We start from the raw sequence: 20591 nt of genomic DNA, 5'->3' as shown, positions 1-20591 counted from the left end.
ATCCGGTCTCTTGAAAGCTGATGGTCTGGATATAGGGCGGTGACAGAAAAAGACCGCCCCCGGATGTGGGGACGGTCTGCGGTTGTTAACTTCTGTGGATCAGATCCAGTAATTCGGCACCATATAGTGTTCGTGGGTCCGGCGTTCCCATTCGCGGTCTGTCACCCAACCGTCGCTGCGGGTTGGTGCGCCTTTAACCTGCTCTTCGGTGATGTCGGTCACGAAGCCTTCTTTGGTGGTGTCGTATTCAAGCTTGCCCCACGGCACGGGGTGGTGATCCTCGCCCAGGCCCAGAAATCCGCCAAAGCCCATCACGGCATAGGCGACCTTGCCGGATTGCTTGTCGATCATCAGATGATCAATGGACCCGATATGCGTGCCGTCGCGGCTGTAAACAGTCGTACCATTCACGTCAGAGGAAGATACGAGGCTAGAATGTGATGTCGCAGTCATGTCGAAACTCTCCTGTGTTGTGGTTACCTGTAGTTGAAACGACAGAGGCGGCGCGGCGGTTCCGCGGCCTTCGGCGGGCGGCTAACTTCTGCCGATGGGCGTTGTTTGGCCGTGCGGGCACGGGGGCTTGGAACTTTGGGTAAATGCGGCGGGTTGGTCTTTGACCAATCGACCACAGCTGGCCGGTTCAAACCCAAGCATGAAAAGGGAGATTCCAATGAAATTCGCACTCACCACCGCCGTGGCCTGCGGGCTGATGACAAGCGCCGCTTTCGCCGCCGAGACGACTGCGCCGGTTATGGATGCCGAAGGGGCAGAGGTCGGAACCGTGACGGTCCAGGATACCGAGTCCGGCGTGGCGCTGGCAAAACTGTCGCTGTCCAACCTGCCGGCAGGGGGCATCGCGGTGCATCTGCATGAAACCGGTGATTGTTCGGGCGACGGGTTCAAATCCGCTGGCGGACATATCGCGGGGGACCGCGAGCATGGCGTGTTGACCGCCGGTGGCCCGCACCCCGGTGATATGCCGAATGTCACGGTGGGCAGTGACGGCACCGTAGAGCAGGAAGTGTTCTTGCCGTTCCTGAATGTCGAAGAGCATCTGATGGATGACGACGGCGCTGCCTTTGTAATCCACGGCGGGCAGGATGATTACAGCTCGCAACCCTCGGGTGATGCGGGCGACCGGATTGCCTGCGGTGTCTTTGGTGCTGACCCCGCCTGATCCCCCTTCGGCAAACGATGATTTGAACGACCAAGACCGCGCCCCCACTGGCGCGGCCTTGCTTTTGCTGGCATAGGCTACCGCTGGCACCCTGCACGGGCAGGGGGCAAACCGCCGGATCAATCAGCAAGGTTTCCCATGGCAAAAACACCCAGCCCCTGCATCGACGTGTGCAAGTTCAAACGCGAAGGCCATTGCATCGGGTGTTCGATGACCAAGGCGCAGAAATCCATGTTCAAATCGCTGAAGAAAGAAAGCCACCGCGTCGGCTTTATCCAGATGCTGACCGCGCAACAGGAACGTCTGGGTAAATACAGCCATTGGGATCTGGCCTATCGCAAGAAGCTGGCAAAACGCAAAATCGCGGCCGAGAAGCTTCTCTAGCCGCGATTTGATTTGGGTGCTGACGGGATCAGCGGGCGGGCTGGTTAGCCTGCGAGGTGTGCGCGCAGGAACCACGCGAATTTCTCGTGCTCTGTCCCGCGTGCGATGCACAGATCTTCTGTCAGCGTGTCGCCGTGGTCGGCGGCCAATTGGCCCGCGCCCGCGATGGTGGAGGCCAGCGTTTCCTGCGCTTCCATCATGATGCGGATCATTTCCTTGTCGTTGGCGTGGCCATCATGTTCGTTGATCTTGGACCGCTTCAGCATGCCTGCAAGCATCCCTTCGGCATGGACATCAAGGGCGCGAATACGCTCTGCCAGATCATCCTGCGCGACAAAGTGGTCTTCGTAGATCTTCTGGAACAGGTCGTGCAGCGGGCCGAAACCCATGCCTTTTACGTTCCAGTGAAAGTTTTGCGCCAGCATTGTCGTCACGGCGGTTTCCGCAACGCATTGGTTCAATGCATCGGCGATTGCTGTTTTTGCATCGGTTGTCAAAGCAGCTGCTGTCTGGTTCATTTTCTCGTCCCCAAGTGATTAAAATTCTGACTGGCTGGCACGGTACTAGCTTGCTGTCCATTCAACATAGACACCAAAAACGGTTTGCCAAGGTCTTTTTGGAATTATTCTAAACTTGAGAAAACTGCTCGGAAATCTGGCCAAGAAGATAGCCGATATAGCGTCGGTCCGCAGGGGCTACGCGCGACTTGATCAGGAAGTTGAGACTGGCGGGATCGTCCTCGCGGATGCTGGTCAGGCAGCGCAGGATCCATGCTTCGTCAAACGATAGCGTGTCTGTGCCCGGCGCGAACCAGACGACCTTGCGCTGCACCGCATTCGGCAAACATTTGATCAGCGTATCCACAAATGTGCGTTTCGCGTCCTCGCCATCAAGGCTGAGCAGGGCGCAGGCTTCGTAAAGATCCGTGCGCGCGGCGACGCGGCAGGCCATCGCCGACATCCGCAAATGGGTCAGCGCGGCGCGTTGTTCGGGGGTGATACGGGGGGCGGGAGCCTGTGCCGGAGCGTCGTCGCGGTCGAGGATCGGAAGGGTCGCCAAAGATGCCATATCAAGAGAAGTCCATACATGGGGCAGGGTTGGGGCCTGTCCGGTTGAATATCTTACTTTATTTATAGGGTATAAGCTTCGCCCCGACAAGGGGGAGTGTTTTAGTGGGGTATTTGAAAATACTTCGTGATTACATGGGTGTAGGAAGGATGCCGCTTGTGATGGCCAAGTTTGTGACGCAGCGGCTTGCCCCGGCGCGCTGACCTGATTAGGTCTCGCGCAAGTGAATACCTTACTATTTCAGTTTGACAATAGCCGCACGGCGGTTCATTTCCGACTAAAACAGTAAGGGACAGAATTCCATGCAAATTTCAAGGATTGCCTTGGTGGCCGCGCTGGCCGCATCACACCCCGCCTATGCGCAGGAGGCGGATACGCTTGATCTGGGGACGCTCACGCTTGAGGCGGAAAGCGATGCGACGCTGCTGCAAAACGGGTATGTGGCCGAATCGGGGCGTCAGGCCACGCGGGTCGACACCCCCATCCGTGACATCCCCCAAGCGATCAGCACCGTCGGGCAGGACCAGATCGAAGATCAGGAGCCGCGCACGCTGCTGGACGCGTTGGGCTATACCTCGGGGACGAATGTCACCAACTTCGGTTTCGACTCGCGCTATGACGCGGTCTATCTGCGCGGTTTCTCGGCCTATTATGACGGGTTGTTCCGCGATGGCCTGCGTCAGGTGAACGGGCCGTCGGCGTGGTTCCAGAACCACCCCTACACGTTCGAAGGGGTTTCCGTGCTGAAGGGGCCATCGTCGTCGATGTATGGCGTCAGCGGTGCGGGCGGTCTGGTAAACATCATCTCCAAACGCCCCAAGGACGACGCCTATAACGAGCTCAAGCTCACCTTTGGCACCGACAGCCGCAAAGAGCTGGCGTTCGATTTCACCGGCCCCGTCGGCACCGACGGACGGCTCAGCTATCGTCTGACCGGTGTCGCGCGGGATGCGGATACGCCACTGCCGGGCTATAGCGATGATCTGGCGCTGCTGGCCCCGTCCTTTACCTATCAGTTGACGGACCGGACCAAGATCACCGTGCTGACTGAATATTCTGAATCAACCCGCGGCGGCACGGCGTCTTACTACAACCCGTCGCAGGGCGAAGCGTCTGATATTTACGTCGGCGATCCTGACTATAATGACTTTGTGAACGAACAATGGCGCGTCGGCTACGAGCTTGAGCACGAGATGGACAATGGCGTGACCCTGCGCCAGAACCTGCGGTATTCCGAAGTGGATGCGGATCTTGAGTTCAGCGGCATCTATGCGGCGGGCACGGGGTTCGGGCGCTACTGGGGCCATTACCTTGAGAATTCCGAGAATTTCTCGGTCGATACCTATGCCGAGGGGCATTTCTCTACCGGTGCGTTTGACCACACGGTTGTGGCCGGTTTCGATTACACGCAGTCGTCCTATGACGCCTATTATGGCGGTGTCGGCTATGTCTCTGCCGCCGACACGGATGCGGTGGATCAGCCCTATTCCAACGGTCAGGAGATGTATCAGTATGGCGTCTATGTGCACGACCAGCTGAGTTCCGGCCCGTGGACGATGTTCCTGAGCGGTCGTTACGACTGGGTCGACATGACCACCTTTGACGCCAATCAGAACGGCACCGATACATCGCACAACGGGTTCTCGGGCCGTGTCGGGCTGAGCTATGCGTTCAACACCGATCTGTCTGTCTATGCCAATGTGTCGAGCTCTTTCGTGCCGACCACAGGGCTGGTCTATGACGACAGCACCGACCCCAACAGCGGCCGTTCGGCAGAGCCGACACGCGGGCTGCAAAAGGAAGTGGGCGTCAAGTACCAGCTGCCGGGCACGGAAAGCCTGATCACCGCGTCACTGTTTGACATCCGCCAAGAGGACGGGGTTGTCTTCCAGACAGTTGATCCGGCGACGTTCAATGGCTTGAACCAGGTGCAGGTGCCCTATGACCTGCGGTCGCGCGGGCTGGAGATCGAAGGCCAGTTCAACTTTGCCAATGGTTTGCGCGTGACCAGCGCCTATACCTATCTGGATATGGAGATCGAGGCAGGGTCCACCGGCACCGTGGGCAACCAGCTGTCGGCCACACCGCATCACACCGCATCGATCTGGGGCTTTTACGAGCCGCAAAGCGGGGCGTTCAAGGGCTTTGGCTTCGGGGCCGGTCTGCGCTATGTCGGCGAAAGCTATGGCGACGATGCAAATACCTACAAGAACGATGCCGAGGTCTTTGCCGATCTGTCGATGTCCTATGACTTTGGCGAAGTCGGTTATGACGGGCTGAGCGCGCAGATCAACGTCAAGAACGTCTTTGACAACACAGACCAGACCTGCAGCGCGGACTATTGCTATCGCTACGAAGGGCGCACGGCCACGGCCAGCGTCAGCTACCGCTTCTGATGGCGCGGTCCGGGGGAACTTGGGGTGTCGTCGGCGCGATCGGCGGCATCTATATCGCGCAAAGCGTGATTGCGGGCGTCACATGGTCGGGGCTGCCGGGGGTGTTGCGCGCGCAGAAGCTGCCCCTGGACCAGATCGGGTTGATCTCGGTACTGGTGCTGCCTTGGGCGCTCAAGTTCCTTTGGGCACCGAGGGTTGAACGGTTCCGGCTGCCCGATGGCGGGCGGGACCGGTCGGTCACGATTGTAACACTCGGCGCTGCGGTGGTGATCGCGGCGCTTTTCGTGGTGGGGCTGATCGGCCCGTCGCCAGTGCTGCCTGTTCTGGCGGTGCTGATGGTGGCGGCCTTTGCGACGGCCACGGTGGATATTGCCTGCGACGGCTATGCCGTGGCGGCGTTGAAGGACACGCAATACGGCTGGGGCAATGCGGCGCAGGTGGGCGGTGCCTATCTAGGGGCTGCGATCGGCGGGGGCGTGTTCCTGATCCTCGTGGACCGCGCTGGATGGCTGGTGGGCGCATGGGGGATGGCGGCGGTGATTGCTGTGCTCTGCGTCCCCTTTGCGATCATCGCGCGGGCGAAAACCGCGCAGGCGCGACCGCATCAACCGCAACTTAGAACCGCCTTGGCCCGCGCCGAGGTGCGTCAGGGTTTACTGGTCGCGGCGCTTTATGTCGTGGCGCAGAAAACCGCGATGGGGATGTTCGGGCCTTACTTTATCGATGCGGGCTATGATCTGGGTCAGCTTGGACTGCTCAGCGGGCTCGGCAGCCTGACCTTGGGCTTTGCGGGGGCGATGACCGGCGGTGCCGTGGTGCGCCGTTTCGGCACCCGCGTGGTGCTGGCAGGTGCGGTGGCGCTTCAGGCGCTGATCCTCGGGGTGGTTGGCCTATCGGCGGCGGGTGGCGTTTTCGCCGCTGCAACGGTGGCCCCGATTGCGATGGTCAGCAGCGCGGCCGTCATGGCCTTTGGTTTCGTCGCCCTTTACGGGCAGTTCATGAACTGGTCCGACCCGCGGCAGGGCGGCGTCGATTTTACTTTGTTCCAATGTATGGATGCGGCGGTGAGCATGGTCTCGGGCATGGTCGCCGGGGTCATCGCCGAGCATCTTGGTTATGGTTTCTTTTTTGGTGTGGCCTGTGCCGTCTCGCTTGCGGCATTGCCGCTGATCTGGCGGGTCTCGGGGCAGCGCGCACCGCAACAGGGGGTGGCCCATGTCTGATCACACTGCACAAACCGAATTGCCCGGCGTCAATTTCGCGACCCTGCGTCAGGCCACCTTGGCCGAAGCGGCAGAGCATGACCTGCACGTCGAACAGGATGGGGCGCAGGGGATTGTCGTGGGCACCTATTATGGGCGGATCGCCTTTGCCCCGTCGGGTGCCAATTGCAGGGCCGAGATATCGACCGCGCGCGCCGATTTCCTGCAGACGTTGAAGGACAGTCTGGTGGATCAGATCGGCAGCGTCATGCCCGATGCGGCGCAGGCGATCCGCTGGTCGGATGGTGTACGTCAGGGTGCTTTGCCCGATAACGCACGGTTGATGACGGTGCAGCACCGCGAGATGTTGGACTGCGGGTTTATGCGGGTCACGCTGGCTGGCGATGTGGCGCGGTTTTCTGACAGTGCGATCCATTTCCGCCTTGGCATCGCGCAACCGGGCAAGACCCCCCAATGGCCCCGCATCGGAGAGAACGGGGCAACGGTCTGGCCCAAGGGTGAACACAAGCTGCATCTGCCGGTCTATACGGCGCGGCGGGTGGATCGGGAAAACGGGCTGCTGGTGTTCGACCTCTTTATCCACGAAGGCGGGCGTACCACCGATTGGGCGCGCAGCGTTGAACTGGGGACGCAGATCCTTGTCACCGGACCGGGCGGCGGCGGCTGTACGATCACGGGGCCGGTGTTCGGATTTGCCGATGATACCGCCTTTCCGGCCATCGCCCGTATTATGGAGGCGAACCCCGATCTGTCCGGGCGCATCATGCTGTATCCATCGCATGTAGATGCCGCGCATTATCCGTTCCCAAAGCACACAGGACTGGAGGTTGTTATCGCCAGCGAGGCCGCGCGTCCCACGATGGGGCAGGCGGCCTGCGACGCGGTTTCATCTGCGGCGGACGGGTTTTTATGGTTCGCGGGGCAAAAAGCGATGGCGACGCAGGTGCGCAAGACGTGGAAAGAGCACGGCGGCGCGGCGGAGCGGTCTTACATCTCGGCCTTTTGGTAAAACCCTGTCATCCACGCAAAAAAAGGCAGCCTGTTAAAGGGCTGCCTTTTCGTTACTTGCGCCGGATTGCGCAGCTTACGCGGCGCTGGCGGATACCAGCAGTTGCGCCTCGTGGGCGCGCAGGGACCGCCGGGCAGCGACAAAGTTGGACATGCCGTCAGCCGCATCAAGTTCGGGGAACAGCGACAGGATCTCGCTGCGCTGTTCGGACTGGATGCCAGCCATCGAATGTGCCCCCGGCTGGAAGCTTTCGGCCCATGTGCCGTCCGCAAACACGACTTCGTGGTTGTCAAACAGCATGTGGATGTAGCTGACCCTGTCCGGCGTGATGGTTTCGATCCCGTCGAGCCCGACCAGATGTTTCGCCGCGACCAGAACTTCGCGTTCGCTGAACATCACCTCGGCCGTTTCGGAGGCGACAAGCATGCGGTGGTTCGGGCTGACCATCATATCGCGCTGCGGCACGCCTTCGCCAAAGGCACCGGCCTTGATCCGAACGGGGTTGAAGCCGGGGGTGCGCAGCAGGTTGTCGCGCCCCAGATTGCGGCGGCCCACCCACCGGACCGGCTGCAGGCCGTTGTCACGGGTGACGACCAGATCGCCAACCTTGATCTGCTGCACCGGGATCTCGCCGCGTCGCGTGGCGATGGTAGTGCCGGGGGTAAAGCAGATCACGACCTCTTCGATCTCCGAATATGTTGTGGTGCCGGTCACGTTGCCATCGGCATCGCGGAATTCGATGGTGCCGGATTCAGGGCCCGTTTTGGTCAGCGTGTACTGCGACCGATCCAGCCCGCTGAGGTTCAGAACGTCGACATCTGTGCCGTCCGCATCTTCGCCACCCACGATGGTGTGATTGCCGCCCGAGGTAAAGTTGAACAGGTCGGAGCCTTGCCCCCCTTCGGCGCGGTCGTTGCCGCCACCCGAGGTGATGGTATCCTGCCCGTCGCCGCCTTCGATCTGATCGTCGCCTTCGCCACCGTCCAGGCTGTCGTTCCCGCCCTGACCAATGATCGTGTCGTCGCCCTCGCCGCCCAGAATGGTGTCATTGCCCGCTTCGATCGGGGTCACAACGGCGTCATCAATCAGGTCGCCAGACAGGGTGAAGCCCGACTGCGTGGAACGGGTTTCGAGCGTGAACTCGATAAACTCGCGGTTCTCGAACTGGCCCGAGAACCAGGCATCCTGATCGTCGGGGGAGTTCGCCTCGGTGCCCGCTGCGGTTACGGTGCCATCGGCATTGGTGACATTCAACGACGTGTCATCGCTGGTCGCAAAGGAGGTGAAGCTGTTGGTGTCCAGCGTCACGGATTCCTGATCGCCGGGGTTGTTGCGATCCAGATCGTTGAAGGTCGCGGTGGAATTCAGCGCGATCGGCTTGAACTCGCCCGTATCGACGTAGTGCTGGCGGTCGTAGAATTCGAGCCGGAAGGTCGCGGTTTCACCGGCATACCTGCTCCTGCTTCCATTACCGGAGTTCAGCAGGATCTCGAAGCCGGTGCCACCGGTAAGGTCGATGGGCATGTCGTCATTCGAGGTGTCGACCAGCACCAGCCGCGCGAAAACGCCGCCGCCATTGTCCAACGTTGCCACGTTGTCATAAAAGACGCTGTCGCCTTCGTCGGCAGAGTTGCCCGTGTTGAAAAGGCGGCTGGCATAAGACAACGTGATCGGAGACGCGTCGTTGCCCGGTGCCGTACCGACGCCTGCATCACCATACAGCAGGTCATCGCCCGCGCCACCGTCGATCCGGTCGTCGCCGCCTTCGCCAGACACGCGGTCGTTGCCGGCACCTGCATCGATCCGGTCGTCTTCTGCCGTACCTTGAAGGGTATCTGTCCCCGTCGTGCCGTTGATCGCTGCCATTGTCGTCTGCTCCGCGTGATTTCTGCAAGAAACCACGGTCCGAAGTCGGCAAAGGTTTCGCAAATCGTGAAAAAACTAACGTTCTTTTTATCGCGGTATGCGCATCTGGCAACGGATTTAACGGCTTTGTGATAAGTTGACGTAGCGGCCTTCTCGCGTCAGTTGTGAGTGGGGCGATGGTTCACGTTTTACGATCAGTGAATACAAAATGGGGGCGGCATTACTGCCACCCCGCGCTTTGGTCTAAGAATTACTTGCGAAGCAATGCCAGTATGACGAGAAAAGGCAGCGTGAATATGCCCTATCTCACCGGCCTGCTTGGAGAAAATCGTGATGCCGTTCTATGCGCTCTACCTGCCAGTAACCCAAGGGTAGATCAAGCGGGGGAAAACCCCCATCTACGGTTGGATTAGCCCTAAAACCAGTGATTTGGCGACCGCATGATCGCGTGTGCTGGCCCGCAGCTTTTCTTTCGCGCCCTTGATGTGTTTCTCGAAGGTTTTTTCGCTGATCTTGAGGGTCCAGCAGATCTCGGCCGGGCGCAGACCGATGGCAAGATAGCTGAGGCAGTCACGCTCGCGCGGGGTGAGGTTGACCAGCACGCTCATGTGATCGCGGCGGATGCCTTCATCCATCGCAAAGGACAAACGTCGTAATGCGCTGCGATGCTGTTGCCAGTAAAGATCGAATTCGCGGTCGGTGCGTGTCTCGCTCACCCAAAGACCGATGCCGGAGATGGCCTGACCCGCAGGCGTGCGGTTCAGCGCGAAAGACGCACCGAACTGCATCCCGATGTCATTCTCAAGCTCGGATTGCATCTGTTGCGGCTCGGTCGCGTGGTCCAGCAGGCTGGCGTCATTCCACAGCACCTCTTTCGTGCCATTGGCGATCAACTCGACCGAGATGTCGTCATCCACCAGCGCCTGTTCCTCGACCGCGGTGACCCAGTCTTGGGGGTAGGTGTGGCGAAAGAAACCGGCTTGGGTAAACCCGCGCACGGTCGCGTCACTGGCGTAAGGGATGATGCCATAGCCGATGCCGGTGACGCCCAGATCGGCGAAGGTTTGGGTGCAGCTGTCCCAAAACGCAACATCGCCCGTGCCCGCTTTCGCGGCACCTGCCAAATCAATCAGCTTTTCCAATGACATGTTCGCCCCCCGGCCTAGGCAACATAATGGCAACGGTGTCGCCAAAAAGCAACATAAAATATGGCTGGAACAAGGCGTTCACCCTATTGCGTAAGGGAATTTGGAGGCGTCAGGCCGGTGCGTGACAAAATACCCTGTTCGGAAAATCGCAAAGCGCGTAAAAGGACACCATGAATATTTGCGCGATCACAATGGTTTACAAAGACTACTGGGCGCTGTCCCAGTGGTACGCGCATTACGGGCGTATGCTGGGGTTTGATAACCTCTATATCGTCGCCCACGGGGCCGACGCCAAGGTCGCCAGCCTTTGCCCGCGTGCGACCGTGATCACCGTGCCCCGCGAAACGCTGGAAGGGTTCGACCGGCGACGCGGGCAGGTGCTGAACAGTTTTGCCGATGGGCTGGCCGTGTCTTTCGACTGGGTGATCCGCACCGATGCGGACGAGCTGATCTGCTATGATCCCGCACTATATACGTCACTGCACGCGGTGTTAGAGACGGCATCGGCAAAGTCGATGTTCGCGCTTGGTCTCAATGTGGCAGAGACCTTGGAGGATGATGTGCTCGCGGCGGGGCAAATGGCTCTTGGCCATCGGCGCACGGCGGTGTTCTCGGGGCACTACAGCAAGGCATGGGTGACCAAACGCGGCACGGGCCTGTGGCGCCACGGCATATGGGTCGGGCCCAAGCGCATTGAAACGGCGGTGTTTGACCTGCCGCGCGGTGTCTACTTGATGCACCTGAAATACGCCAATATCGACGCGTTAGAGACGGCAAACCAGCATCGGACCGACGTGGGGAACATGCCGGGGCGCGGCTTGCCCGGTGCCGCGTGGAAAGAGGCGGACCAGACGGCGGCGCGGTTTTATGCCCGATTGGCGGGATTTCACGACGAGACATGGGAGGTCGCGCGCGATCACGCCTATGCCACGATCAGCGCGGATCCGGTGCGCGACACCAAAGAAAACGTGCTGCGGGCGAAATCGACAGTGTTCGAGCAGCGGGTGACCTTGCCAAAGTGGGTCGCCGCGACGTTTGGCGATACCTGATCAGTGAGCCTTCGACGCGACGGGTTCCGGTGATGGCGCCTTTACCATGCCCTGTTCCCGTGGTGGGATACCCCGACACAGACCGTAGAATGCGTGGGAGGAGAGCAGGATGACGGATAAGATCAGGGTCGAACGGCACGGGCCGGTGACAGTGCTGCGGCTTGATGATGCCGAGACGATGAACGCGCTGACCTCTGCCATGGCGCTAGAGCTGCGTGACCTGCTGCAACACGAAGCACAGACAGCGCGGGCGATTGTCTTGGCGGGGTCGCCGCGCGCGTTCTCGGCGGGGGCGAACCTCAAGCAGGGGACGATCGAAAGCGGCAAAGAGCTCGACGCGGGTGCCGCGCTTGAAAATGCCTATAACCCGTTGATGATGACGCTTCGCGATCTGCCGGTGCCGGTGGTTTCTGCCGTGCAGGGGGCGGTCGCGGGTGTGGGCGCGTCGATTGCGCTGGCCTGTGATGTGATTGTCGCTGGTCGCGATGCCTATTTCCTTGAGGCCTTTGCGCGGATCGGGCTGATCCCCGATGGCGGGGCGACGTGGTTGCTGACACGCGCCGTGGGCCGCGTGCGCGCGATGGAGATGATGCTGCTGGCCGAGAAAATTCCCGCGCCGACGGCGTTTGACTGGGGGCTGGTGACGCGGCTGGTCGAGAATGACGCGGTTGACGCCACCGCGCTTGAGATCGCGACCAAGCTGGCAAACGGGCCGGTGCGCAGCCTTGCCTTGATCCGCAAAGCCGCGTGGAGCGCTGCCGACACTGATTTTGACACCGCACTGGCGAACGAGCGCAAGTGGCAGAAAGAAGCGGGAAATACCCCCGACTTCAAAGAGGGCGTGGCCGCGTTCCTCGAAAAACGGGCACCCCGCTTTAACGGGTGATCTGTTGTCGAAGGGGGCTGTGACCCCCTCTGGTTCCTGCGGGTGTCGGCCCCGCGGGAACGAAATCATGATCTGTGCAGTTGTCGCCCTGAAGGGTTTTGATCATGTACCGCCACCTCATCGCCGCTGCTCTTTTGGTCGTTCTGGCTGCCTGCCAGTTGCCGAAAGACCCCGAAAACACCACTGAGATCGTGCAAGGTGCCGTGCTGAAGGTCGGCGCGTTGCAAGATCCGATGCCGGATCAAGACCTGCAGGCGGTGACATTGATCGCCGCGGCACTTGATGCGCAAATCGAATGGCATCGCGAGAACCCGCACCAGATGCTTGACGCGCTTGAGGGGGGTGATCTGCATCTGCTGGCGGGCGGGATACCGAAAGATTCACCGCTGACAGAGCATATGGGCATGACCAACCCCATCGGATATGTGACCGTCGGGGCAGAGCGTCCCGAACGGGTCTTGCTGTTGCGGCGCGGCGAGAACCGGTTTCTCATGCGGTCCAATATGGCGCTGCGTCCGCTGACACGGGAGGCGCAGGAATGAACCGCTACCCCCCGCTGCCGCAAGAGATCGCCGACAAAATCGCGAAAGCGCGTCGGCTGGAATGGTGGACGCTGTTCTGGCTGGTGACGATCATTTTTGTGATGTTCATGGTCATGGGATCAAGTCAGGCGATGCAGGCGGCGTGGATCGAAGACACGCTATCGCTGTTGCCGCCGATCCTGTTCCTGATCGCCGCGCGGCTTGAACGGATGCCACCAAGCCCGAAGTACCCCTTTGGCCTGCACCGCATCGGCACCCTGGCCTTTGCCCTCTCGGCGGCGGCGCTGACCTTGATGGGCGGTTATCTGGTGTATGACGCAGTGGTCACGTTGGTGCGGCAGGAACATCCCACCATCGGCAGTATCGAATTGTTTGGCACCGAGGTCTGGATGGGCTGGTTGATGGTGGCGGCATTGGTCTATTCAATCATCCCGCCGGTGATCTTGGGCCGCAAGAAGCTGGCTATTGCGCCCGACATTCAGGACAAGGTGTTGCATGCGGATGCCGACATGAACGCCGCAGACTGGAAGACCGGCGTTGCGGGTATTCTGGGCATCATCGGTATCTCGATGGGGTTCTGGTGGGCCGATGCCGTGGCTGCGGGGCTGATCGGGTTGGACGTTTTGAAAGACGGTGGACGCAATCTGCGTATCTCGGTCGCGGAGCTGTTGGACGGTGCGCCGCGCAAGCTTGGCTCTGCCGAGCGTCAAAATCTGGCGGATCGTGTTCAGAAAGGCATGGACGGCGCGCCCGTCGTCAAGCTGCGCGAGGCCGGACGCTATCTGCACGTGGTGATCGGTGACGACGACGAATTGCTGCCCGATGCGACGCGCGCGAAAGAGCTGGTCGGCGAGGATGACGCCTGGCGCGTGGTCACCCTGAGCGTGAAGCCCGAAAACTAGGCTGCCCCGGGACCGTTGGATTTTTTTCTACATTTATTCGCGTTTTCAGCGACGGAATTTTCAGGGCCCACGTTAAATGGCTTAATGACCTGATCTGGATAGTTGGAATAATGCGGAAATTTGTGAGTTTGCTGGTGGCCGTCGGGCTTTTGTTCGGGGCTTATGCCATCACCTTTGGCCTGCCCGGCACGGATGCCACAAGCGAGGCTGCGCAGCCTCAGTCCGCGGCGGGTGGGCGCCCTGCAGGTGGCCCCCCTGGGGGCGGGCGTGCACGGGGGGCGACGTCGGTGGTGACGACCGCGCTGGAACAACGCCCCTACGAGGTGACTTTATACGCCACCGGCACAGCATCCTCTTTGCGCAGTGCGGATGTGGTGACTGAAACCGCCGGTACAGTGGTCGAAACCCGGCTGACCGCGAACCGCGACGTTGAACAGGGCGAGGTCCTTGTGCGGTTGGATGCGCGGACCCAAGAGCTGAACCTTGAAATCGCGCGCGCCAATTTGCAGCAGGCGACCGATACGGTCGACCGCTATGACCGGCTGCGGGCCGGTGGCAACTCTACCATTACCGATGTCGCACAGTCAGAGGCGCGCGTGGCGCAGCAACTGGCCGATGCCGAAGTGGGTCTGGCCGAAGTCGCGCTGGAAGACCGTACCATCCGCGCGCCCATTTCGGGGCGTCTGGGGCTTAGCGAGGTTGAGGTCGGCGATATCCTTGGCGCGAATGACGTGATTGCAACGATTGACCAGACCGAAACGCTGGTGGTCGAATTCGAACTGCCCGAACGCGCTATTGGCATGCTGGGGCAGGCGCATGAGGTGCTGGTCTCTACCTCTGCCTTTGTCGGTCGGTCGATCACCGGAGAGATCCTTTCGTTCGACAGCCGGATCGATGCGGTCACGCGTTCGGTCACGGTGAAGGCCAAGATCGACAATGCGGAACGCATCCTCTGGCCGGGCATGACCTTTGCGGTGCGCCTGCTGCATGAAAGCGAACCGCTGTCGGTCTTGCCGTCGACCGCGGTGACGTGGTCGCGCATGGGTGCTGCGGTTTGGGTGGACGACGGTGGGACGGCGGTGCGGGTGCCGATCACGATCCTTTACCGTAAAAACGAATTCGTCTGGGTCGAGGCCGACATCGCCGATGGCGCGATGGTTGTGACCGAAGGCGCGCAAAAGCTGCGGGACGGGGCGAAAATCACCGCGGTCGGTGCCGAGACTGAAATGGCACCGTCATGAGCGATACCCCTGCAAAGCCCAGTGGCGGGCTCGCCGATCTATTCGTCTCGCGGCCGATTTTCGGGATCGTCATCAACCTGCTGATCCTGATCGCAGGTCTGGCGGCGCTTGTGGCTGTGGACGTGCGGGAAATGCCCGACGTTGACCAGCCGGTTCTATCCGTGCGCACCACCTATGAGGGGGCCGTGCCCGCAACCGTCGACCGCGAGGTGACGCAGGTGCTTGAGGACGCGCTGAGCGCGCTTGAGGGGTTATCCTATATGGAATCCACCTCGACCACGGGGTCGAGCCGGATCACCATTGATCTGTCCGAAGGCACCGATGTCGATGTCGCGGCAAATGAAGCGCGCGAGATCGTTTCGTCCACGTTGCGCGACCTGCCCGACGATATCGAGGATGATCCGACCGTGACCAAAAGCGACAGCAACGCGGATGCGATCATCCGGCTGGCGCTGATGGGCGACGCGAGCCTTGATGCGTTGACCGAGCTGGCCGAGGGTGTGGTCTATGACCGGCTGTCCACCATCGACGGCATTGCAGAGGTCACCCTGCGCGGCGAGCAACCCAACGAGTTCCGCGTGACGCTGGATATGCCCGCGTTGCTTAGTCGGGGAATGACCCTGTTCGATGTCTCAGACGCGCTGGCAGCGCTGCGCGATGACACGCCGCTGGGATCGCTGGATTCAGATGCGCAAACCTTGGCGCTGCGGGTCGGCAACGCGAATGTCACCGTTGATACCGTGGGCCAGATCCCGATTGATGCGAATACGCGCGTTTCTGACGTGGCGTTCGTGCGGCTGCTGCCGGAAGAGGACGCGGTACTGACCCGCGTGAACGGGCAAACCGCCGTCGGCATGGACATCACGCGGCAATCCGTGGGCAACACGCTGTCGATCTCGGAAGATGTTGCCGTTGCGGTGGCTGATCTGCAATCGGCGCTGCCTGACGGCGTTCGGCTGTTCGTGACCTCTGACGACGGGACATTCATCAGAGGATCCTTGACCGAGGTGATGAAATCCATCGCTTTGGCGACGGGGATTGTGGTTGTGGTGATCTTTGCCTTTCTACGCTCCCCCCGTGCGGTGATGATCCCGGCGGTGACCATTCCGGTGTCGCTGGTGGGCACAGTCGCCGCGATCTGGCTGACGGGGTTTTCGGTCAATACCATCAGCCTGCTGGCGCTGGTGCTGGCGACGGGGATGGTGGTGGATGACGCGATTGTCGTGATCGAGAATATCGTGCGCAAACGCAAACAGGGGATGGGGGCCTTTGCTGCCGCTGCGGCGGGCACGAACGAGGTGTTCTTTGCCGTCATCTCTACCACGGCGACGCTGGCGGCGGTGTTTATCCCGATCTCTTTCCTGCCCGGTCAGGCCGGCGGGGTGTTCAGCGAATTCGGCTTTGTACTGGCCTTTGCCGTCACGCTGTCGTCGATCACCGCGCTGACGCTGGCACCGGTTCTGGCGGCCTTTCTTGATCCGGGCAAATCCGCGCTTGAGGCAACGGCAAAGCCGCAAGGCTGGGCCGGGCGGATGTTTGACACGGTGATGGACAAGGCCATTCGCATGCCGTTGGTGGTGCTGGGGGCGGCGGGGGCCTTTGTGATCGTGGCGGCGGGGGCGGCGGGCACTTTGCCCTCTGCCATCACGCCCGACGAGGATCGCGGGTTCTTTCTGGTACAGGCGCGCGGCGCGTCCGATACCACGATCGACTACCTTGATACCCAGGTTGATCAGATCGAAGAGATCCTGACCCCCTATCAGGAAAGCGGCGAGGTTACCTCGGTTCAGAGCATCGTTGGCGTCGGCGGTGGCACCAGCGCCTTCATCATCGTGCGGCTCGATGACTGGAGCAATCGTGACCGCAGCCAATCCGCACTGGTCGCCGAGATCAGCGGCAAACTGGCGCGGGTGCCCGGCGTTCAGGCCTCTGCGCGGGGAACCAACAGCCTCAATATCCGCGGCGGCGGGCAGGGCTTGCAGTTCGCGGTGACAGGCAAGGACATCGCGGCGATGACCACGGCAACCGAGGCTTTGGTCGCGGCGATGGCGCAGGATGAGGCGTTTTTGAACCCGCAACTTTCCAACGACGCGGTGCAGGCACAATACGAGGTCCGCGTTGATCCCGAAATGGCGAGCGTCTTTGGCCTGACAGAGGCCGAGATCACCCAGACCATCGGCGCAATGACCCAAGGCAAGGTCGCCGTCACCGTCTTTGCGGACGAGATCGAGACGGATGTGAATGTCGTGCCCGGTGGCCCACCGATCGATGACCCGTCTGATCTTGATAACATCCAGTTGCAGTTGCCGGGCGGTGCCTATGTGCCCCTGTCCGCGGCGGCAGAGCTGGTGCCCGTGGTCAGCCAATCCACGCTGGAACGGCAGGGCGGGTCACTGACGGTGTCGGCGCAGGCGAACCTGAACGACGGTATCGATCTTAGCGTCGCGATGACCCGTCTGACGGCGATTGCCGACAGCGTGCTGCCCGACGGGATGGGGATCATCTTTACCGGCGAGGCGGCGACTCTGAGCGACAGCCAGACAGAGATGTATATGGTGTTCGGCGTCGCATTGGTGGTGGTGTTCCTTGTGCTGGCCGCGCAGTTCGAAAGTATCGCCAGCGCTGTCGTGATCATGCTGACCGTGCCCTTTGGTCTGGCGGCGGCGCTTTTCGCGATCTCGCTCAGCGGTGGATCGTTGAACTACTACAGTCAGATCGGGCTGGTGATGCTGATCGGGGTGATGGCGAAGAACGGTATTCTGATCGTCGAATTTGCCAACCAGTTGCGCGAGGCGGGGCAGGATATCGACAGCGCCATCCGTGACGCGCTGCGTCTGCGGATCCGTCCGGTGATGATGACGATGGTATCGACCGTCTTTGGCGGCTTGCCGTTGATCCTGACCTCGGGCGCGGGGGCCGAAGCGCGCATCGCCGTGGGCTGGGTGATCGTGGGCGGGCTTGGGTTTGCTACCGTGTTCACCCTGTTCCTCACGCCGGTCTTCTACCGCTATGTGGCGGTCTGGGGGGCAGAGCCGGGGATGGCATCAAAACGTCTGACCCGCGAGGCGGCGGTCTGACGAAAACCGCGGGGGGGGGGGGAAAAAAACCGCGGGGCCGGTCAAAAAGACCCGCCCCCGCGTTGGTATGCTTCTGGCGGTGCGAGACGGGTGTTTGCCCCTTCGCCCCGCAACAATCAGTCGATATGGGTGACCAGCGTTTCCGCCGATTTGCGTACCTTTTTCATCGGGGCCAGCCAGTCGGATTCCGCGTCGCGATAGCCCAGAGGCAGCAGGATCACCGACCGCAGGCCGCGCTCTTTTAAGCCCAGAATCTCGTCTACCTTCGCTGGGTCGAAACCCTCCATCGGGGTGCTGTCGACCTCTTGTTCAGCGGCGGCAACCAGTGCCACCCCAAGCGCGATATAGGCCTGACGCGCGGCATGGGCGTAGTTTACCTCGGCATCGCGGGGCAGGTAGTTGTTTTTCAGGTTCTCGTAATAGGCGCTGAGCAAGGGCAGGTCGCCACGGGCTTCGACATTCAGATCGGTGACCGCGTCGATGCGGTCTTTGGTGTAGTTATCCCACGCCGCGAACACCAGCAGATGTGACCCTTCGGTGATCTGGGTCTGGTCGCTGGCGGCTTTTTGGATCTGCGCCAGCTTGTCGGGGTTGGTCACGACCAGCAGCTCGAAGGGCTGGGTGCCGCTTGAGGTGGGGGTCATGCGGATGGCTTCGACGATGGTGTCGACTTTTTCCTGAGGGACTTTCTTGGACGGGTCCATCTTCTTGGTCGCATAGCGCCAGTTCAACTGCTCTAGTAGGGTGCTGGTCATCGTGATCATCCTGTTTTTGGCCCCTTGGGGCGGCGTGTGTACCGGCGCGATGTAGGAATCCCCGCGCCCCAACACAAGGAGACCGGCGCAATTCGCACCGGTCTTAGTTGGTGTAAGGGCGTCAGGTCAGGGTCAGATCGACCGGCCCGCCCCGTCCCAGTAGGGCGCACGCAGGCGGGGTTTGAAGATCTTGCCGCTGTCTTCGCGGGGCAGGGCCTCGTGGAAATCGACGATCCGAGGCGCTTTGAATCGGGCCAGTTTGCCGTCAAGGAAATCAAGCACCTTCTGTTTGTCCGCGCTGTGCCCGTCGGCCAGTTCAACCGCCGCGACGATCTGTTCGCCGAATTCGGGGTCAGGGGCGCCAAAGACGGCGACATCACGGATGAAGGGCGCGCGCATCAGCACCGCCTCGATTTCGGCGGGAAAGATATTGGCCCCGCCCGAGATGATCATGTCTTTCTTGCGATCCGTGATGAACAGGAACCCGTCCTCATCCACCGATCCCAGATCCCCGACAGAGAAATGCCCGTGCTTTTCAGCCGAGGCGCGGCTTTCGGGATCGTTGGAATAGTCGAACCCGCCGAAGGCATCCATGCGGGCATAGATCTCGCCCACCTGACCGGCGGGCAGCTCGTTCCCATCGGGGTCAAGGATCATCAGCGTGCCGCCCATCTGCATCCGCCCTGCGGTGCCGGGCCGTGCCAAAGCATCTGCCGAGGATACCATCGTCATGAACCCGATCTCTGTCGCGCCGTAGCTTTCCCAGAACACCGGCCCCCACCAGTCGATCATCGCTACTTTCAGGTCATGTGGCCAGGGTGACCCCGTCGAGACGCAGAATTCCACCGAGGACAGGTCATATTTCGCCTTCACCTCTTGGGGGAGCTTTAGCATCCGGCTCATCATGGTGGGGACCAGATAGATATGGGTAATGCGCTGAGCCTCGATCGTGGCGAGGAAGCTTTCGGGGTCGAACTTGGGCGCGACAAAGGTCGACACGCCCGGGGTGACCAGCGCGGCAGAGGTCAGCGTTGATGGCGCCGAGTGATAGATGGGCGCTGCCGTAAAGAACCGCGAGCCGGGTTTGAGCTGCAACATCTCGGTGCCTACGCGCGAAAGCACCTCTTCAAAGTCACGCTTGGGCCCGCCCCCCAAACGCCGCACGCCCTTCGGCTTGCCGGTCGAGCCCGAGGTATAGCGCATCAGCGGGCGCATCATCTCGCGCGGGGTGATGGGGTCGGCGGCATCTACCAGCGCGGACCATTCCGGTGTCTCGGGGTCGGTCTTCGCGGCGGCGTCATCAATGCCATAGGCTTGACGCAGCGCGGTATCAGGGGTGACCGCGATGACCGTGCGCCCCTCAAGGGCGGGGCGCAGAGCGTCGATCAGGTCACGGTGGATGATCACGAACTGTGCGCCGCTGTCGTCACAAATGGCGCCGGCCTCTTCTGCCGCAGCGTGCCAGTTCTGCGCCACGATGACCGTGCCGGCCATGGCCGCAGCGCGCATAACCTCGAGCTGGGTCAGATCGTTGCGCATGATCAGCGCCACAGGCACATCAGCCCCCGCCCCCAGACGCGTCAGTGCCGCAGCGCCCTGCGCCGCGCGCTGTTCAAACGCCTCTCGTGCAAGCTTGCGATCAAAATCCGCAATCACCGTATCCGACATTAAATGTACTCCCATCGTGCCAATACCCGCCCGCCACCTTCGGGCGCGCAGGTTGTTTCGTTCCCTTACGCTAAGGTAACCTTACTTTGGGGAAGGGTCCATCGGGGGCCCGTGCGCGACGTTACGGCAGAGCGGATTTCTCTTAGGTGAATCGGCACTTGACGGCTATACCGGAAATATATTCTGTTTTTCACAGATGT

Annotated in this window: 19 protein-coding genes; 11 read left to right on the top strand and 8 right to left on the bottom strand. The window is 61.1% G+C overall.

All coding sequences use genetic code 11. From position 1 onward, the window contains the following. Window positions 1-99 precede the first annotated feature (99 nt). Entirely contained in the window at window positions 100-453 is a 354-nt protein-coding gene (locus tag ACNQ62_RS00765) for a PRC-barrel domain-containing protein (protein ID WP_174226631.1), read from the bottom strand. Window positions 454-670: 217 nt separating this feature from the next. Between ACNQ62_RS00765 and ACNQ62_RS00760 the strand changes: the two genes are divergently transcribed. Next, window positions 671-1177 (top strand): superoxide dismutase family protein, encoded by a 507-nt coding sequence (locus ACNQ62_RS00760; protein ID WP_005848745.1) that lies wholly within the window; start codon window positions 671-673, stop codon window positions 1175-1177. 138 nt (window positions 1178-1315) lie between these two features. Continuing rightward, window positions 1316-1561: a DUF1289 domain-containing protein gene (locus ACNQ62_RS00755; protein ID WP_009824242.1), complete on the top strand. Its 246-nt coding sequence runs from the start codon at window positions 1316-1318 to the stop codon at window positions 1559-1561. Between the two features lie 44 nt (window positions 1562-1605). Here the strand turns inward: ACNQ62_RS00755 and ACNQ62_RS00750 are convergent, their stop codons facing one another. Continuing rightward, window positions 1606-2079 carry a Dps family protein gene (locus tag ACNQ62_RS00750; RefSeq protein WP_005848741.1) on the bottom strand — a complete coding sequence of 158 codons (474 nt, stop codon included), beginning with the start codon at window positions 2077-2079 and terminating at the stop codon, window positions 1606-1608. A gap of 109 nt (window positions 2080-2188) precedes the next feature. After that, window positions 2189-2629 (bottom strand): hypothetical protein, encoded by a 441-nt coding sequence (locus tag ACNQ62_RS00745; RefSeq protein WP_005848738.1) that lies wholly within the window; start codon window positions 2627-2629, stop codon window positions 2189-2191. Between the two features lie 302 nt (window positions 2630-2931). On the opposite strand from ACNQ62_RS00745, the gene ACNQ62_RS00740 reads away from it, so the two are divergent. Genes ACNQ62_RS00740 through ACNQ62_RS00730 form a run of 3 tightly spaced genes read left to right on the top strand, consistent with a single transcriptional unit; the run spans window position 2932 to window position 7257 of the window. Further along, window positions 2932-5025: a TonB-dependent siderophore receptor gene (locus ACNQ62_RS00740; RefSeq protein WP_064216576.1), complete on the top strand. Its 2094-nt coding sequence runs from the start codon at window positions 2932-2934 to the stop codon at window positions 5023-5025. Continuing rightward, on the top strand, window positions 5025-6248 hold the full coding sequence (locus tag ACNQ62_RS00735) for an MFS transporter (protein WP_418093949.1): 1224 nt from the start codon (window positions 5025-5027) through the stop codon (window positions 6246-6248). The genes ACNQ62_RS00740 and ACNQ62_RS00735 overlap by 1 nt, the downstream gene beginning before the upstream one ends. After that, window positions 6241-7257, top strand: coding sequence for a siderophore-interacting protein (locus ACNQ62_RS00730; protein ID WP_418093948.1), 1017 nt, complete (start codon window positions 6241-6243; stop codon window positions 7255-7257). The genes ACNQ62_RS00735 and ACNQ62_RS00730 overlap by 8 nt, the downstream gene beginning before the upstream one ends. A gap of 75 nt (window positions 7258-7332) precedes the next feature. Here ACNQ62_RS00730 and ACNQ62_RS00725 read toward each other — a convergent pair whose 3' ends face one another. The 3 genes from ACNQ62_RS00725 to ACNQ62_RS00715 form a co-directional block, all read right to left on the bottom strand. Then, entirely contained in the window at window positions 7333-9123 is a 1791-nt protein-coding gene (locus ACNQ62_RS00725) for a Hint domain-containing protein (protein WP_418093947.1), read from the bottom strand. Window positions 9124-9521: 398 nt separating this feature from the next. Next, window positions 9522-10271 carry a helix-turn-helix transcriptional regulator gene (locus ACNQ62_RS00720; protein WP_037941385.1) on the bottom strand — a complete coding sequence of 250 codons (750 nt, stop codon included), beginning with the start codon at window positions 10269-10271 and terminating at the stop codon, window positions 9522-9524. A gap of 78 nt (window positions 10272-10349) precedes the next feature. Next, the gene (locus tag ACNQ62_RS00715) at window positions 10350-10418 is read right to left on the bottom strand and encodes a hypothetical protein (protein ID WP_418093963.1); all 69 of its coding nucleotides are present in this window, start codon (window positions 10416-10418) and stop codon (window positions 10350-10352) included. 23 nt (window positions 10419-10441) lie between these two features. On the opposite strand from ACNQ62_RS00715, the gene ACNQ62_RS00710 reads away from it, so the two are divergent. The 6 genes from ACNQ62_RS00710 to ACNQ62_RS00685 all read left to right on the top strand — a co-directional run bounded on the left by ACNQ62_RS00710 (window position 10442) and on the right by ACNQ62_RS00685 (window position 17968). Continuing rightward, complete coding sequence (locus tag ACNQ62_RS00710) at window positions 10442-11320, top strand: glycosyltransferase family 2 protein (RefSeq protein ID WP_418093946.1); 879 nt, start codon at window positions 10442-10444, stop codon at window positions 11318-11320. 109 nt (window positions 11321-11429) lie between these two features. Further along, window positions 11430-12206: an enoyl-CoA hydratase-related protein gene (locus ACNQ62_RS00705; protein WP_418093945.1), complete on the top strand. Its 777-nt coding sequence runs from the start codon at window positions 11430-11432 to the stop codon at window positions 12204-12206. A 104-nt stretch (window positions 12207-12310) separates the two neighbouring features. Continuing rightward, entirely contained in the window at window positions 12311-12748 is a 438-nt protein-coding gene (locus ACNQ62_RS00700) for an enoyl-CoA hydratase (RefSeq protein ID WP_418093944.1), read from the top strand. After that, window positions 12745-13650 carry a cation transporter gene (locus ACNQ62_RS00695; RefSeq protein WP_278376424.1) on the top strand — a complete coding sequence of 302 codons (906 nt, stop codon included), beginning with the start codon at window positions 12745-12747 and terminating at the stop codon, window positions 13648-13650. The genes ACNQ62_RS00700 and ACNQ62_RS00695 overlap by 4 nt, the downstream gene beginning before the upstream one ends. A 110-nt stretch (window positions 13651-13760) precedes the next feature. Next, on the top strand, window positions 13761-14891 hold the full coding sequence (locus tag ACNQ62_RS00690) for an efflux RND transporter periplasmic adaptor subunit (protein ID WP_418093943.1): 1131 nt from the start codon (window positions 13761-13763) through the stop codon (window positions 14889-14891). Then, window positions 14888-17968: an efflux RND transporter permease subunit gene (locus tag ACNQ62_RS00685; RefSeq protein WP_418093942.1), complete on the top strand. Its 3081-nt coding sequence runs from the start codon at window positions 14888-14890 to the stop codon at window positions 17966-17968. The genes ACNQ62_RS00690 and ACNQ62_RS00685 overlap by 4 nt, the downstream gene beginning before the upstream one ends. A gap of 116 nt (window positions 17969-18084) precedes the next feature. Here the strand turns inward: ACNQ62_RS00685 and ACNQ62_RS00680 are convergent, their stop codons facing one another. Continuing rightward, window positions 18085-18732 carry an NAD(P)H-dependent oxidoreductase gene (locus ACNQ62_RS00680; RefSeq protein WP_288960228.1) on the bottom strand — a complete coding sequence of 216 codons (648 nt, stop codon included), beginning with the start codon at window positions 18730-18732 and terminating at the stop codon, window positions 18085-18087. A gap of 123 nt (window positions 18733-18855) precedes the next feature. Then, a complete protein-coding gene (locus ACNQ62_RS00675) occupies window positions 18856-20406 on the bottom strand; it encodes an AMP-binding protein (RefSeq protein WP_254693873.1) in 1551 nt (516 codons plus the stop codon). Between the last annotated feature and the right edge of the window lie 185 nt (window positions 20407-20591).

The organism is Sulfitobacter sp. SBS6 (genome assembly GCF_048285585.1).
GTDB lineage: Bacteria > Pseudomonadota > Alphaproteobacteria > Rhodobacterales > Rhodobacteraceae > Sulfitobacter > Sulfitobacter pontiacus.
This window is presented reverse-complemented; position numbering and strand designations above follow the sequence as displayed.

Coding starts and splice junctions, on each gene's coding strand:
- ACNQ62_RS00720 (WP_037941385.1), bottom strand. CDS start 10,271: ATGTCATTGGAAAAGCTGATTGATTTGGCAGGTGCCGCGAAAGCGGGC.
- ACNQ62_RS00750 (WP_005848741.1), bottom strand. CDS start 2,079: ATGAACCAGACAGCAGCTGCTTTGACAACCGATGCAAAAACAGCAATC.
- ACNQ62_RS00765 (WP_174226631.1), bottom strand. CDS start 453: ATGACTGCGACATCACATTCTAGCCTCGTATCTTCCTCTGACGTGAAT.
- ACNQ62_RS00755 (WP_009824242.1), top strand. CDS start 1,316: ATGGCAAAAACACCCAGCCCCTGCATCGACGTGTGCAAGTTCAAACGC.
- ACNQ62_RS00725 (WP_418093947.1), bottom strand. CDS start 9,123: ATGGCAGCGATCAACGGCACGACGGGGACAGATACCCTTCAAGGTACG.
- ACNQ62_RS00700 (WP_418093944.1), top strand. CDS start 12,311: ATGTACCGCCACCTCATCGCCGCTGCTCTTTTGGTCGTTCTGGCTGCC.
- ACNQ62_RS00685 (WP_418093942.1), top strand. CDS start 14,888: ATGAGCGATACCCCTGCAAAGCCCAGTGGCGGGCTCGCCGATCTATTC.
- ACNQ62_RS00745 (WP_005848738.1), bottom strand. CDS start 2,629: ATGGCATCTTTGGCGACCCTTCCGATCCTCGACCGCGACGACGCTCCG.
- ACNQ62_RS00690 (WP_418093943.1), top strand. CDS start 13,761: ATGCGGAAATTTGTGAGTTTGCTGGTGGCCGTCGGGCTTTTGTTCGGG.
- ACNQ62_RS00760 (WP_005848745.1), top strand. CDS start 671: ATGAAATTCGCACTCACCACCGCCGTGGCCTGCGGGCTGATGACAAGC.
- ACNQ62_RS00705 (WP_418093945.1), top strand. CDS start 11,430: ATGACGGATAAGATCAGGGTCGAACGGCACGGGCCGGTGACAGTGCTG.
- ACNQ62_RS00735 (WP_418093949.1), top strand. CDS start 5,025: ATGGCGCGGTCCGGGGGAACTTGGGGTGTCGTCGGCGCGATCGGCGGC.
- ACNQ62_RS00675 (WP_254693873.1), bottom strand. CDS start 20,406: ATGGGAGTACATTTAATGTCGGATACGGTGATTGCGGATTTTGATCGC.
- ACNQ62_RS00710 (WP_418093946.1), top strand. CDS start 10,442: ATGAATATTTGCGCGATCACAATGGTTTACAAAGACTACTGGGCGCTG.
- ACNQ62_RS00695 (WP_278376424.1), top strand. CDS start 12,745: ATGAACCGCTACCCCCCGCTGCCGCAAGAGATCGCCGACAAAATCGCG.
- ACNQ62_RS00740 (WP_064216576.1), top strand. CDS start 2,932: ATGCAAATTTCAAGGATTGCCTTGGTGGCCGCGCTGGCCGCATCACAC.
- ACNQ62_RS00730 (WP_418093948.1), top strand. CDS start 6,241: ATGTCTGATCACACTGCACAAACCGAATTGCCCGGCGTCAATTTCGCG.
- ACNQ62_RS00680 (WP_288960228.1), bottom strand. CDS start 18,732: ATGATCACGATGACCAGCACCCTACTAGAGCAGTTGAACTGGCGCTAT.